Origin of the sequence: Streptomyces sp. NPDC049597 (genome assembly GCF_040675505.1) — a bacterium.
Taxonomy (GTDB): domain Bacteria; phylum Actinomycetota; class Actinomycetes; order Streptomycetales; family Streptomycetaceae; genus Streptomyces.
In genome coordinates this window covers 23,943-38,102 of sequence record NZ_JBFAOY010000016.1, presented here as the reverse complement: position 1 = coordinate 38,102, position 14,160 = coordinate 23,943, and the positions used below count along the sequence as shown (strand labels likewise).

General features: G+C 73.4%; 9 protein-coding genes. 3 read left to right on the top strand and 6 right to left on the bottom strand.

All coding sequences use genetic code 11. The features are described 5' to 3' along the window. Window positions 1-258: 258 nt before the first annotated feature. A complete protein-coding gene (locus tag AB0K02_RS19550) occupies window positions 259-1,863 on the bottom strand; it encodes an acyl-CoA synthetase (protein ID WP_365993698.1) in 1,605 nt (534 codons plus the stop codon). Continuing rightward, window positions 1,860-2,969, bottom strand: a complete 1,110-nt coding sequence (locus tag AB0K02_RS19545; protein WP_365993697.1) for a nitronate monooxygenase — start codon at window positions 2,967-2,969, stop codon at window positions 1,860-1,862. Before AB0K02_RS19545 ends, AB0K02_RS19550 begins: the two co-directional genes overlap by 4 nt. Window positions 2,970-3,118: 149 nt before the next feature. On the opposite strand from AB0K02_RS19545, the gene AB0K02_RS19540 reads away from it, so the two are divergent. Next, entirely contained in the window at window positions 3,119-4,939 is a 1,821-nt protein-coding gene (locus AB0K02_RS19540) for a serine hydrolase (protein WP_365993696.1), read from the top strand. Window positions 4,940-5,172: 233 nt separating this feature from the next. Here the strand turns inward: AB0K02_RS19540 and AB0K02_RS19535 are convergent, their stop codons facing one another. The 3 genes from AB0K02_RS19535 to AB0K02_RS19525 form a co-directional block, all read right to left on the bottom strand. Beyond that, window positions 5,173-6,705 (bottom strand): NAD(P)/FAD-dependent oxidoreductase, encoded by a 1,533-nt coding sequence (locus tag AB0K02_RS19535; protein ID WP_365993695.1) that lies wholly within the window; start codon window positions 6,703-6,705, stop codon window positions 5,173-5,175. 72 nt (window positions 6,706-6,777) lie between these two features. Further along, complete coding sequence (locus AB0K02_RS19530; protein WP_365993694.1) at window positions 6,778-9,042, bottom strand: tetratricopeptide repeat protein; 2,265 nt, start codon at window positions 9,040-9,042, stop codon at window positions 6,778-6,780. Window positions 9,043-9,176: 134 nt separating this feature from the next. Beyond that, complete coding sequence (locus AB0K02_RS19525; RefSeq protein WP_365993693.1) at window positions 9,177-10,103, bottom strand: LysR family transcriptional regulator; 927 nt, start codon at window positions 10,101-10,103, stop codon at window positions 9,177-9,179. A gap of 120 nt (window positions 10,104-10,223) precedes the next feature. Here AB0K02_RS19525 and AB0K02_RS19520 point away from each other — a divergent pair, with 120 nt between their 5' ends. Continuing rightward, window positions 10,224-11,450 carry a cysteine desulfurase-like protein gene (locus AB0K02_RS19520; protein WP_365993692.1) on the top strand — a complete coding sequence of 409 codons (1,227 nt, stop codon included), beginning with the start codon at window positions 10,224-10,226 and terminating at the stop codon, window positions 11,448-11,450. A gap of 73 nt (window positions 11,451-11,523) precedes the next feature. On the opposite strand, the gene AB0K02_RS19515 is transcribed toward AB0K02_RS19520, so the two are convergent. Continuing rightward, window positions 11,524-12,702, bottom strand: a complete 1,179-nt coding sequence (locus tag AB0K02_RS19515) for an acyl-CoA dehydrogenase family protein (RefSeq protein WP_365993691.1) — start codon at window positions 12,700-12,702, stop codon at window positions 11,524-11,526. A 222-nt stretch (window positions 12,703-12,924) separates the two neighbouring features. Between AB0K02_RS19515 and AB0K02_RS19510 the strand changes: the two genes are divergently transcribed. Next, the gene (locus AB0K02_RS19510) at window positions 12,925-13,974 is read left to right on the top strand and encodes an enoyl-CoA hydratase/isomerase family protein (RefSeq protein WP_365993690.1); all 1,050 of its coding nucleotides are present in this window, start codon (window positions 12,925-12,927) and stop codon (window positions 13,972-13,974) included. Window positions 13,975-14,160: the final 186 nt, after the last annotated feature.

The following is a 14,160-nucleotide window of genomic DNA, read 5'->3' as shown; positions in this document are numbered from 1 at the left end:
CGGACGGTCGACAGGCCCCCGCGGTGCTGACCGCGTGGACCGACTCGCTTGATCAGCAGCACCAGCAGTTCGCCGACCGGGTGCCCGCTGCCGCGCTCGCCCTCGACGACACCGTGCGCGCCTGTCGGCGGCTGCCGGCCGACCTGGCGGAGGGGCGCGACGCGCTCGCCCGTGGCGGGGGGCGGGCACCGTGCGACCCGCCGCCCCGGGGGTGGTACCGGCAGCACAGGGGTGTACGGGCGTCGGGGCCCGGGGTCGTCACACCGGGCGGTCGTGGCCCCGCCAGTACGGCTCGCGAAGCCGGCGCTTGTAGAGCTTGCCGTTCGGGTCTCGCGGCATCGTCGTCACGAAGTCGACGGACCTGGGGCGCTTGTAGGCGGCCAGTGCGCCCGCGCAGTGGGCGAGGACGTCCGCGGCGAGGGACGCGTCCGGGGCATGGCCGTCCGCCACTTCGACGACTGCCTTGACCTCCTCGCCCCAGTCCGCGTGCGGGATGCCGAACACGGCGGCGTCGGCCACAGCCGGGTGGGTGAGCAGCACCGACTCGATCTCGGCCGGGTAGATGTTGACCCCGCCCGAGATGATCATGTCGATCTTGCGGTCGCGCAGGAAGAGCCAGCCGTCCTCGTCCAGGTACCCGAGGTCGCCGACCGTGAAGAAGTCGCCGACGCGGTTCCGGGCGGTCTTCGCCTCGTCCTTGTGGTAACTGAAGCCACCCGTCGTCATCTTCATGTAGACGGTGCCGACCTCCCCCGGCGGCAGAGGTTTTCCGTCGTCGTCGAGAACCGCCAACTCGCTGATGGGCCACGCCCTCCCGACGGTGCCTGGCTTCCTCAGCCAGTCCTCGGCCGTCGCGAAGGCACCGCCGCCCTCGCTCGCCGCGTAGTACTCCTCGACGCAGTCGCCCCACCAGTCGATCATGGCTCGTTTGATGTGCTCGGGGCAGGGTGCGGCACCGTGGACGGCGTGCCGCATGGAGGAGACGTCGTAGCGCTTCCTCACCTCGTCGGGCAGCGCGAGAAGCCGGTGGAACTGGGTCGGCACCATGTGGGTGTGCGTGCACCGGTACGCGTCGATGAGCCGCAGCATCTCCTCGGGGGCCCACTTGTCCATCAGGACGAGGGGATGCCCGATGTGCAGGGCCGCCGTCGCGAACTGCAGCACGGCCGTGTGGTAGAGCGGCGAGCAGACGAGATGGACGTTCCCGTCGTACGGCTTGATCCCGAAGATGCCGAGGAATCCGCCGAGGTGCGTCTCCTCGGGCGTCCTGCCGGGCAGCGGCCGGCGGATCCCCCGGGGGCGGCCCGTCGTGCCGGAGGTGTAGTTCATGACCCAGCCGAGCGTGCGGTCCGCGGGCGGGGTCTCCGGCTGACCGTCGAGCAGGTCGGCGTACGGGCGGAATCCGGCCACCGCGCCGACGGCGTAGCGGCGGCTCGCGGGCAGCTCCGCCTCGCCGGCCGCGGCTGTCGCCGCGTCGGCGAAGCGTTCGTGCGCGATGAGGACTTCGGCACCGGAGTCGGACAGGATCCAGGCGATCTCCGGGCCGACCAGGTGGTGGTTGACGGGGACGAGGTAGAGACCGGCCTGGGCCGCGGCGAGCGCCGCGGTGACCAGTTCGGCGCCGTTGGGCAGGACGACGGCGAAGGCGTCGCCGCGCCGCAGCCCGGCCGCTCGCAGCCCGTGGACGAGCCGGTTGGCGGCGGCGTGCAGCCGTCCCGCCTCCCACTGCTCGCCGTCCGGGCAGGTCAGGACGGTGCGGCCGGGTTCGGCTGCGGCCTGCGCCCAGAAGCCTCCCGGAGTCCGGGGCACGCCCGGAGCGCCCGGTGCCTGCGTCCCGCCCGGTCCGCCTGCGGGGTGGGTCATGACCGGCTCCTTCCGGCGATGCGGTTGATGCGGTCGACGGCACGCTCGAAGCCGCGGGTCAGGTCGTCGAAGGTCTCCTGGACGGGGCGTTCGGCGTTCATGCGGCCGACGATCTGGCCGACCGGCGTGCCGAGCAGCGGCTCGATCTCGTACCGCTGGATGCGCGAGACCGCCTCGGCGACGAGGAGGCCCTGCAGCGGCATGGGCAGCGGTCCGGGACCGGCCGGGTCGTCCCAGGCGTCGGTCCACGCGGTGCGCAGCTGGCGGGCGGGCTTGCCGGTCAGGGCGCGCGAGCGGACGGTGTCGCCGGAGCCCGCGGCCAGCAGTTTGGCGGTCAGCGCCCGGGAGCCGAGCCGGGCTTCGGTGGCGGTGAGCCACAGCGAGCCGAGCCACACGCCCTGCGCGCCGAGCGCGAGCGCGGCGGCGATCTGCTCCCCGCTGCCGATGCCGCCGGCGGCGAGCACGGGCAACGGAGCGACGGCGTCCGCGACTTCGGGGGTGAGCACCATGGAGGCGATCTCGCCGGTGTGTCCGCCCGCCTCGTACCCCTGGGCGACGACGACGTCGATCCCCGCCTCGGCGTGGTGGCGGGCGTGCCGGGCGCTGCCCGCGAGCGCGGCGACGAGGACGCCGTGGTCGTGGGCTCGCCCGACGACGTCGCCGGGCGGGGAGCCGAGGGCGTTCGCGAGCAGGCTGATGGGGCGGTCGAAGGCGACGTCGAGCTGGCGGCGGGCCACGTCCTCCATCCAGCCGGTGATGCGCCAGCCGGACCTCTCGCCCTCGGCGAGTTCGGGGACGCCGTGCCCGGCGAGGGTGTCGCGGACGAACTGCCGGTGCCCTTCGGGGATCATCGCCTCCACGTCGGCCTCGCTCACGCCCTCGACCTTCCTGGCGGGCATGACGACGTCGAGGCCGTACGGCTTGCCGTCGGCGTGGTCGTGGAGCCAGTCGAGGTCGCGTGCGAGGTCGTCGGGAGCCGTGTAACGGACGGCTCCCAGCACGCCGAGGCCTCCCGCCCGGGAGACGGCGGCAGCCACCGCGGGGAACGGCGTGAAGCCGAATATGGCGTGCTCGATGCCCAGTCGTCTGCTCAGCTCCGTCTCCATGGGCGCAGGATGCCGCAGGCCGCCGGACGAGGGAAGACATTTTCTGATGGATCGTCAGATTGCTTGGGGTGGTTGACACTCCACCGGCCCGGCAAGAAAGTTTCACGTGGCGCGGAAGATCCGAAAGATACTTTCAGGAAGGATTCCGTATGACCGAGGACGCAGCGGACAGAGGGGGCAGGGCGATCAGCCGGAGAAGACTGGGCGGCGGCCTCCTGGCCCTCGGCGGAGCGCTCACCCTGGCGTCCGTCCCCTTCGCGGCGCCGGCCGCGGGTGCGCCCCTGAGCGCCGCTTCCGGTGGCGGCGCGGCGCCGGCCCGCCGGCCGACGTTGCGGCGCGGCACCCCGGAGAGCGCCGGGCTGCTCGCCCCGCATCTCGACCGTCTCGTCACCGACGCCGAGTCGTTCCTGCGCCCGTCCCCCAAGCATCCCTGGTACGCCGGGGCGGTGCTGCTCGCCGGGCGGGGCGGCACGGTGGCCCTGCACCGGGCCATCGGGAAGGCGCTGCGCTACTCCGCGTACGACGAGGTGACCGACACGGGCGTGGAGCTGCCCGCGGACCAGCAGATCCCGATGGCCGAGGACACCGTCTTCGACCTGGCGTCCGTCTCCAAGCTGTTCACCTCGATCCTCGCCGTGCAGCAGATCGAGCGCGGCGCCCTGGCGCTGGAGGCGGCCGTCGCCTCGTACGTGCCGGAGTTCGGCGGAGCGGGCAAGCAGGACATCACCGTGCGGCAGGTGCTCACCCACACCTCCGGCCTGCGGGCCTGGATCCCGCTCTACAAGGAGCCCACGCAGGAGGGCCGGCTGCGGCTGCTGTGGAACGAGGCCCCGGCGAACGCCCCGGGCAGCAGGTACCTCTACTCCGACCTGAACCTGATCACGCTTCAGCTCGTCCTGGAGAGGATCACCGGACGCACCCTGGACACCCTGCTCCACGACGAGATCACCGCTCCGCTCGGGATGCGCCGCACGCGCTTCAACCCGCCCGCCGAGTGGAAGCCGCGGATCGCCGCGACCGAGGACGCCCGGCTGCCCTGGTCGGGGCTGGAGCGCGGACTCGTGTGGGGGGAGGTCCACGACGAGAACGCGTACAGCTTCGGCGGCGTCGCGGGCCACGCCGGTGTCTTCTCCCGCGCATGGGATCTCGCGATCCTCGCCCGCACCCTGCTCAACGGCGGCGTCTACGGCCGCTCCCGTATCCTCGCGCCGGAATCCGTCGAGCTGATGTTCAACGACTTCAACACGGCGTTCCCCGGCGACGAGCACGGCCTCGGCTTCGAGCTGCACCAGCACTGGTACATGGGCGCCATGGCCACCCCGCGGACCGCCGGTCACACCGGATTCACCGGCACCAGCCTCGTCCTCGACCCGACCACCGACTCGTTCCTGGTCGTCCTTGGCAACTCCGTCCACCCGGTGCGCAGTTGGCGTTCGGGCAGCGCGCCCCGCGTGGCGGCCGCGAACAACCTGGCGCGCGCCGTCGCCGTCCGTCCGGCGCACGGGCGCACCGCCTGGTTCGGCGGCATGGCGGGCGCCACGACCGCCACCCTCACCCTGCCACCGCTCGGGCCCGCGGCCGGACGGCTCGGCTGCTGTCTGTGGTGGGACACCGAGCCCGGCGCGGACCGGGTGTCCCTCGAGGCGTCGGCGGACGGCGGGGCGAGCTGGCAGCCGGTGCCGTTCACGACCACGCACCCCGACGAAGGAGAGCAGCAGCATCCCGCGGGCACGGCGACCGGCTGGTCCGGGCGTGTCTGGCACCGGCTGTCGGCGGACCTGTCGGCGTGGCGCGGCACGGAGGTGCGCCTGCGCTGGCGGTACACGACCGACCGGCTCTACGTCGGGCGCGGGGTGTACGTGGACGCGATCCGCGTGGACGACGAGCACGGCCGCGCGCTCTTCGACGAGGCGCGCCCCTCGGACGCCGCACGGATCGAGGCGGCCGGCTGGGCGCCGTCCCCGGACTGAGCGAGAGGCCGCCACGTTCGGCGACCTGAGCGACAGGTCACGCGCGACGGCCCGGACCGGGTGACGGGCCACGCGCGCCGACCGGGACCGAGCGAACCGACCACGCGCGCCGACCCGGCACCGAGCGACGCGCCACGACGCGCCGACCGGGACCGAGCGACGCGCCGCGCGCGGTCCCGGGTCCCGGGCCAGGCCCCGGACCGGGACCGGGACCGGGACCGGGCCTCAGGTTCTCACCGGCCCAGCGCCGCCATCGCGGCGTTGTGGCCGGGCACGCCGCTGACCCCGCCGCCGCGTACCGCGCCTGCGCCGCACAGCAGGACGTTGGGGTGCGCCGTCTCCACACCCCAGCGCCCCGTCCCGTCCGCCGCGTAGGGGAACGACAGGTCCCGGTGGAAGATGTGCCCGCCGGGCAGCCGCAGTTCGTGCTCCAGGTCGAGCGGGGTCTTCGCCTCGATGCACGGCTCGCCGTTCGCGTCGAGGGCGAGGCAGTCGGCGATCGGCTCCTCCAGGTAGGAGTCGAGTTCGGCGAGTGTGGCAGCCAGCAGTTCGGCGCGCACGGCGTCGTTGTCGGCGGCGAACAGACGCGCCGGGGTGTGCAGTCCGAACAGGGTCAGCGTCTGGTGGCCCTGCGCCACCAGCTCCGGCCCGAGGATCGACGGGTCGGTCAGCGAATGGCAGTAGATCTCGGAGGGAGGAGCACTGGGCAGCCGGCCCGCCGCCGCCTCCCGGTAGGCCGTCGCCAACTGCTCGTAACCCTCGGAGACATGGAAGGTCCCGGCGAACGCGTCCTTCGGGTTTACGCCGCGGTCGCGCAGCCGCGGCAGCCGGCGCAGCAGCATGTTCACCTTCAGCTGGGCGCCCTCGGCGGCTGCCGGCGACTCCTCGCCGAGCAGGGCGGCGAGCGCCTGCGGGGAGGCGTTCACCAGCACCTGCCGGGCGGCGACCGTCCCCTCCGCGTCGGGGGTGCGGAAGGTGACCTCGGCCCGTGCGCCGTCCGTCTCGACACCGGTGACCTCGTGCGCGACGGCGATCTCCGCGCCGGCCGCGCGGGCCGCGGCGGCCAGCGCGTCGGTCAGCGCGCCCATGCCGCCGACGGGCACGTCCCAGTCGCCGGTGCCGCCGCCGATCACGTGGTAGAGGAAGCAGCGGTTCTGCGCCAGCGACGGGTCGTGGGCGTCGGCGAACGTGCCGATCAACGCGTCGGTGAGCACCACGCCCCGGACGAGGTCGTCGGCGAACCACTTCTCGATCGCGACGCCGATCGGCTCCTCGAACAGCATCCGCCACGCGCCCTCGTGGCCCACGCGCTCGCGCAGTTCCTCCCGTGAGGGCAGCGGCTCGGTGAGCGTCGGGAACACGCGCCCGGCGACCTCGCGCGTGAGGCCGTAGAACTCCTGCCAGGCCGCGTACTCCCGCTCCCCGCCGGTGGCCCTGGCGAACGACTGCGCCGTTGTGGGCCCGCCGACCAGCAGTCCGCCGCTGCCGCGCGGGGTGTACGAGGAGACCGTGCGCTTGCGGACGGCGAAGTCCAGTTCCAGATCGCGCACGATCTTGTCGGGCAGCAGCGAGACGAGATACGAGTAACGGGACAGGCGCGCGTCGACACCCGCGAAGGGACGGGTCGAGACGGCCGCTCCCCCGGTGGTCGCACTGCGTTCCAGCAGCAGGACCGAGCGTCCGGCGCGGGCGAGGTAGGCGGCGGCGACCAGGCCGTTGTGGCCGCCGCCGACGATGACGGCGTCGTACGAGGCGTGTGCGGGCATGGCCGGACCCTAACCCCTTCCGGCCCGCGGCGCGCCCCCTCCTGCCGGCCTGATCCGGTGACGAGGCCCAGGTCAGCATCCGGGCGCGCCGCTCCGCTGCTGCCGGAGCGCGGCGACCCGCCGGTACACCTCCACGGCCTCCGCGTGGCGGCCGAGCTGTTCGAGGCAGTGCGCCTGATCGTTGCGGCTGGCCAGGGCGTCCGGATGGCCGGGGCCGAGGACCCGCTCGCGCGCTTCGGCGACGTGCCGGTACTCGGCATACGCGTCGTGCCAGCGGCCCAGCCAGCCGAGGGCGACGGCCACCTCGCGGCGGCTGACGAGCGTGTCGGGGTGGTCCGCGCCGAGGACCCGCTCGCGCAGCGCGCACACCTCGCGCGCCTCTCCCAGCGCCTCCGGCCAGCGGGCGAGGCGGCCCAGGTTGACCCCGAAGGTGTGCCGGGCACGCAGCGTCTCGGGGTCGGTGGGGCCCTGAGCCCGGGTGCGGTCGTCGACGAGCGCTCGGAACAGGTCCAGGGCTTCGGCGCTGCGGCCGAGGCGGCCGAGGCTGATACCGGCCTCGTAGCGCGCGGCGAGCGTGTCCGGGTGGTCGGGACCGAGCGCCTGCGCCCGGGCGGCGGCGACGTCCCGGTGGGTGGCGAGCGCCTCGGCCCAGCGGCCGAGCCGGCCGAGGGCGTGGGCGACCTCGTAGCGGGTGACGAGCGTGTCGGGGTGGCCGGCGCCGAGGACGCGGGCGCGCGCCGCCGCCACGTCGTCGGCCATGCGGTACGCCTCCTCGATCCGGCCGAGCCGGCTCAGGTTGAACGCCAGGTTGTGCCGGCAGCGCAGGGTGTCCGGGTGGTCGGGGCCCATGGTCCGCTCGCGGGAGGCGAGGACCGCCTCGTACACGTGGTGCGCCTCCGCGTACCGGCCGAGCCGGCCCAGCACGTACGCGGTCTCCTGGCGGGCGGCGAGCGTGTCGGGGTGGTCGGGGCCGAGCGCGCGCTCCCGGCCCTCGCCGACGTACGCGAACTCGGCCAGCGACTCCTCCGCCCGGCCGGTCCTGATGAGGGTGAAGGCGACCTCGTACCGGCTGGCGAGGGCGTCGGGGTGGTCGGGGCCGAGCAGCGCGGCCCGTTCCGCGGCGACCGCGCGGTGCACCTCGCCGGCCTCGTCCCAGCGGCCGAGCCGGCCGAGGCTCAGACCCGCGCTGTGGCGGCTGGCGAGGACGGCGAGGAGCTCTGGCTGCGGAGTGGGGCGCTGGGCGCCGCCGTGGAGGGTGACGGAGGGCGGGCCGGCCTGCGCGGGCACACGCGGGATCACGGGCGGGGCGGTCCAGGACCCGGTCAGCGCGGCGGTGTGGTCCGGCAGGGGCGGCCGGACGGCCGTCGTGCCCACGGCCTTGTGACCGGTCGTCATGCCCCGTGTCCAGTCGGGCAGCGGCGGCTCGCCGCCCGCGGACGCCTCCCTCAGGCGCGGGACCGGGACGGCCCGGGGGCCGCCGTCGCCCGGGCGGTGGGCGGAGCCGATGCGGCGGCGCAGGTCGTGCGCGTCCCGGGGCCTCTCCTCGGGTGTCTTGGCCAGCAGGTCGAGCACGATCCGCTCCAGGAAGCCGGGGACCTCCTCCCGTACCTCGCGCAGCGGTGTCGGCTCGGCGTCCCGGTGGCCGACGAGGATCGACCAGGTGTCGCCGAGGTCGAACGGCGGTGCGCCGGTGGCCAGTTCGTACAGGACACAGCCGAGCGAGTACAGGTCGCTGCGGTGGTCCACGGCGCTGCCGCCGATCTGCTCCGGCGACATGTAGTGCGGCGTGCCCATGGCGATGCCGGTGCCGGTCAGCTTGGAGGTGAAACCGATGTCCTCGCCCAGGCGCGCGATGCCGAAGTCGCAGATCTTCACCGCTCCGCCGCTCAGCCGCATGACGTTGGCGGGCTTGAGGTCGCGGTGCACGATGCCCTGGTCGTGGGTGTAGGCGAGGGCGTCGGCGATCTGGTCGGCGATGTCGATGACGTCGCCGACGGGCAGCGGCCGCTGCCTGTTGTCCTCCATCAGCTGGCTGAGGTTGCGGCCCTCGAGCAGTTCCATCACGAGGTAGAGGACGCCGTCGTGTTCGCCGAAGTCGTGGACGACGGTCACGCCGCGGTGCTGGAGCGCGGCCGCGACCCGGGCCTCGCGGCGGAACCGCTCCCGCAGGACGTCGGAGAAGGACTCGTCGTGCTGGGTGCCCATCGGTTTCAGGCACTTGACCGCGACCTGCCTGCCGAGCGACTCGTCACGGGCCCGCCACACCTCGCCCATGCCGCCGCGCCCGATGAGATCGAGCAGTCGGTACCGGCCGTGGATCAGCCTGGTTTCCGCCATCTCGTGCTGTCGCCCCCGTCGCTGTTCTGCGCCCTCCCCGGCGCGTCCAGTATGGCGGCCCGTCTGCGCAGTTCGTACGGGGCGGGACGCGTGGCGGGGCCGCGGCATGTCGGTCTTCGGCTCCGAAGCGGCGCTCACCGTCCCCCCGCGCCGAGTACCCCGCCCAGCAGTGCGACCAGCTCGTCGATGACCGGAGGACGGGTACCGGGTCGGCTCACGGCCAGGATCTCCCGGTGGAGCGGAGGGACCCCGGGTGGCAGGACGACCCTCTCGACCCCGGCCGCGTCGTCCGATCCGGCGAGGAGCGTGGCCGGGAGCAGGCCCACCGCGAGGCCGGCACGGATCATGGCGAGCATGCTGTGCAGGTCCTCGGTCTCCAGCGTCACCCGGGGCGAGATCCCGAGCTCTCCGGCCCAGCGGTGCAGCAGACGCCGGTCGGCGTTGTGCGCGTGGCCCGACACCCACTCCCGTTCCAGGCATTCGGCCAGCTCCACCGGGCGTCGGCGGCCCGGCTCGGTGGCCGCGACAAGGACCAGCGGTTCGCGCCCCAGGGGGGTGATGGTCCACGCCTCGGACGGGGTCGGCGGGTCCTCGGGCAGGTACCGGTAGGCGACCAGCAGATCCATGTCCCCCGACTTCACCTTCGGCAGCCCCTCGTGCGTCTCCACGTCGATGAGGCGGATGCGGGGGCCGAGGCGACGGGCCTTGAGCGTGGAGAGGACCTGCGGGAGCAGGTGGCTCATCGCGCTGGGGTAGGTCCCGACGCGCAGTTCGGCGATCTCGCGGTTGGCGATGGCGTCGGCGGTGTCCCGGAATCGTGCGGTCGCGTCGAAGAGCGTCTCGGTCGCCTGCGCGAAGGAGCGGCCGGCCGCGGTGAGGATCAGCCGGCTGCCGGGGCGGCGGACGAGCAGTTCGATGCCCATGTCGCGTTCCAGCGCGGCGATGTGCTGGGACACCGCCGAGGGCACATAGCCGAGCGCCGCCGCGGCCTCGGCCATCGAGCCGTGCCGCACCACGGCCAGGAACGTGGCGAGGATCTTCAGATCGGGCAGGGGCTTCATGAATCGTGAACTTTCTCTTCTTGATTCATCGCTTTACATGCTTCCGCGGCGGGCGTCAGAGTCTAGGCACCTCCTCCCCGGCACGCCGCACAAGCCGCCGCCCGACAGAAAGCCGAGGCCATGGCCATAGACGTCACCGCCCTCCGGGCCCATTTCCCCTCGCTCGACCATGGCCTCGCCTTCTTCGACGGGCCGGGAGGCACGCAGACCCCCCGCCCGGTCGCCGACGCGATCGCCGCGACGCTGACCGGGCCGCTGTCCAACCGCGGTGCCGTCAGCCCGTCCGAGCTCAACGCCGAGCGGGCCGTCGCGGAGTTCCGCGCCGCCTACGCCGACCTGCTCCACATGCCCGCGAGCGGCATCGTCCACGGGCGCAGCGCCACGCAGCTCACCTACGACTTCTCCCGCCACCTGGCCAAGGGCTGGAACCCGGGCGACGAGATCGTCCTGAGCCGCCTGGACCACGACTCCAACGTCCGCCCCTGGATCCAGGCGGCCGAGCGCGCCGGAGTGACGGTCCGCTGGATCGAGATCGACCCGGCGACGACGGAGCTCGACCTCGACTCGTACGAGCGGGCCCTCTCCCCCCGTACCCGGCTGGTCGCGGTCACGGCGGCCTCGAACGTGCTGGGCACCAAGCCGCCCGTCCGCCGGATCGCCGACCGGGCGCACGAGGTCGGGGCCCTGGTGTACGTGGACGGGGTGCACTACGCGGCGCACCACCTCGTGGACGTGCCGGCGCTGGGGGCGGACCTGTTCGTGTGCTCGCCGTACAAGTTCCTCGGGCCGCACTGCGGGGTGCTCGCCGCGGCGCCCGAGCTCCTCGGCACTCTCGTCCCGGACAAGCTGCTGCCCTCCCCCGACACCGTGCCGGAGCGCTTCGAGTTCGGGACGCTGCCTTACGAGATCCTGGCGGGCGCCACCGCGGCCGTCGACTTCCTCGCCGCGATGGACCCGGGTACGGGGGTCTCGCGCCGGGAGCGTCTGAGGCACTCCCTGGTCTCCCTGCACGCGTACGAGCTGACGCTGCGCAGGAGGCTGGAGGAGGGGCTGGGGTCCTTCGGCGACCGTGTCACCCTGCACTCGAAGGCGCAGGACCGCACTCCCACGCTCCTGATGACCCTCGAAGACCGTGACGCGCGCGATGCCCAGCGCAACCTGGTCGAGCGCGGCGTCCTCGCTCCCGCCGGATCGTTCTACGCGCACGAGCCCTTCACCGCGCTGAAGTTGGAGGACCCCGCCCTGCGGGTGGGCCTTGCCCCCTACAACACCGCCGAGGAGGTGGACCGGCTCCTCGACGGCCTGTCCGCCTTCCTCGACACCGACCGCCAGGTCGTTCGGCTCTGATCACTTGATCCTGCCGACGGCGTGCGACCGGCGCTTCAGCCGGCCGGCTGCGCGAGACTTCGTCACTGCCGGGTCAGCGGCGTACCCGCGGCATCCCCAGGCCGATCCAGGAGATGATCTCGCGCTGGATCTCGTTGTTGCCGCCGCCGAAGGTGAAGATGACCGCGGAGCGGTAGCCGCGTTCGAGTTCGCCGTGCAGGACGGCTCCGGCTGATCCCTCCCTGAGGGGGCCGGCGGCTCCCACGATCTCCATCAGCCAGGCGTAGGCGTCGCGCCGGGCCTCGGAGCCGTAGACCTTGACGGCGGAGGCGTCCTGCGGGGTGAGGGTGCCGTCCTGGACGGCGTTCACCGTCTGCCAGTTGAGCAGCTTCATGGCGTCGAGGCGGGTGTGGGCGCGGGCGAGCCGGCCCCGCACCCAGCCCAGATCGATGACGCGGCGGCCGTCGGCGAGCTTGGTGTCCGCGGCCCAGCGCTGGACGTCGTGCAGCGCGCGGATGGCCATGGTCCCGTGCGCGGCGAGGGTGACGCGTTCGTGGTTGAGCTGGTTGGTGATCAGCCGCCAGCCCTGGTTCTCCTCGCCGACGCGGTGGGAGACGGGGACGCGGACGTTCTCGTAGTAACTGGCGGTGGTGTCGTGGGAGGCAAGGGTGTTGATCAGCGTGCAGGAGTAGCCGGGGTCCGAGGTCGGCACGAGGAGCATGGTGATGCCCTTGTGGGGCGGGGCCTCGGGGTCGGTGCGCACGGCGAGCCACACCCAGTCGGCGGTGTCGCCGTTGGTGGTCCAGATCTTCTGCCCGTTGATGACGTACTCGTCGCCCTCGCGCACCGCGCGGGTCCTGAGGGAGGCGAGGTCGGTGCCCGCCTCGGGCTCGCTGTAGCCGATGGCGAAGTCGATCTCGCCCGAGAGGATCCCCGGCAGGAAGCGCGCCTTCTGCTCGTCGCTGCCGAACTGCATGATCGTCGGGCCGACGGTGTTGAGCGCCATCAGTGGCAGCGGTACGCCCGCCTGGGCCGCCTCGTCGAAGAAGATGAACTGTTCCATCGGGCTCAGGCCGCGGCCGCCGTACTGCTTGGGCCAGCCCACACCGAGCCAGCCGTCCGCTCCGAGGCGGCGGATCGTCTCGCGGTAGAGGCGTTTGCGCGCGGCCGGTGCGACGATGCCGTTGTAGGCGTGGCCGGGAACCAGTTCGGCGAAGTAGGCGCGCAGTTCGGCGCGCAACCGCTGTTGCTGCGGCGTGTAGCGAAGGTGCACGGCCCCTCCAGGCGTCTCGCGGTCCGTCCCTTGCGCGGCGGCGCGCACACAGTAGAACGTGTTGCAGGAATCCGGAAGGGTCGTGCGCGGGCCACAACGAGGGTCGTGCGGAGCGGGTGAGCGGGTGAGCGGGTGAGCGGGTGAGCGGGTGAGCGGGTGAGCGAGGATGGGGCGGGAAGACCCCGCAGCGCCGCACACGTTCCGCCCTGGAAGGACGACCGGATGGCCCCCGACGAGCACGACCCCGTACTGCTGCGCACCGAGGGCCGCGCCGCGTACATCACGCTCAACCGCCCCCGCGCGATCAACGCCCTGACCCACCCCATGGTCCGCACGATCGACGCCGCGCTCGCCGGCTGGGAGAGCGACGACGCCGTCGCGGCCGTGGTGATCTCCGGGGCCGGCGAACGCGGACTGTGCGCGGGCGGTGACATCCGCGCCATCCACGACGACGCCCGAGTGGGTGGCTGGGCGTCGGTCGGCTTCTGGCGCGACGAGTACCGGCTCAACGCCCGTATCGCGCGCTTCCCCAAGCCGTACGTCGCGCTCATGGACGGCATCGTGATGGGCGGCGGCGTCGGGGTGTCGGCCCACGGCAGCGTACGCATCGTCACCGAGCGCTCCAGGATCGCGATGCCGGAGACGGGCATCGGCTTCGTCCCCGACGTGGGCGGCACCCATCTGCTGGCGCGGGCGCCGGGCGAACTTGGCACGCACCTGGCTCTCACCGGAGAGGCGGTCGGCGCGGGCGACGCGCTCCTGCTCGGTCTCGCCGACCACTTCGTCCCGTCCGCCCGGCTGGCGGAGCTCGCGGCGGCCATCGCGTCCGAGGACGTGACCGCGGCGGTGCGGCGGTACGCGGAGCCTGCCCCGGCCGGCCGGCTCGCCGGGGCGCGCGGGTGGATCGACCACTGCTACGCGGCGGACACGGTGGAGGACATCGTCGATCGCCTCCTCGCGTGCGGCGAGAGCGAGGCGAAGGAGACCGCCGAGACGGTCCTCGGCCGGTCGCCGCGGTCGCTGAAGGTGACGCTGGAATCGATACGCCGGGCGCGGGTGCTGGGCGAGCTGGAGCCGGTGCTGGAGCAGGAGTTCCGTGTCTCGTGCACGACCCTGTCCTCGCCCGATTTGGTGGAGGGCATCCGGGCACAGGTCGTCGACAAGGACCGTCGCCCGCGCTGGTCCCCGCAGGAGCTGAGCGGGGTGACGCGGTCGGAGGTGGAACGCCATTTCGCCCCACTGGAGGTCCCGGGCCTCGGGTTCCCGCGCTGAGGGGGCGGGGCGGGGTACTTTCCCCACCCCGCCCCTTCCCGTAACTGGGGGCTCCGCCCCCAGACCCCCTGACGGGGGAGCGACACGGGGGGCTGGCGCCCCCGCCCCGCTGCGCAGCGGCAGCCCCGCGCCGCCAACGGCCGGGCCGGGGCGCCCCTTGGACACCCAAGGCCCCGAACCTCGGCA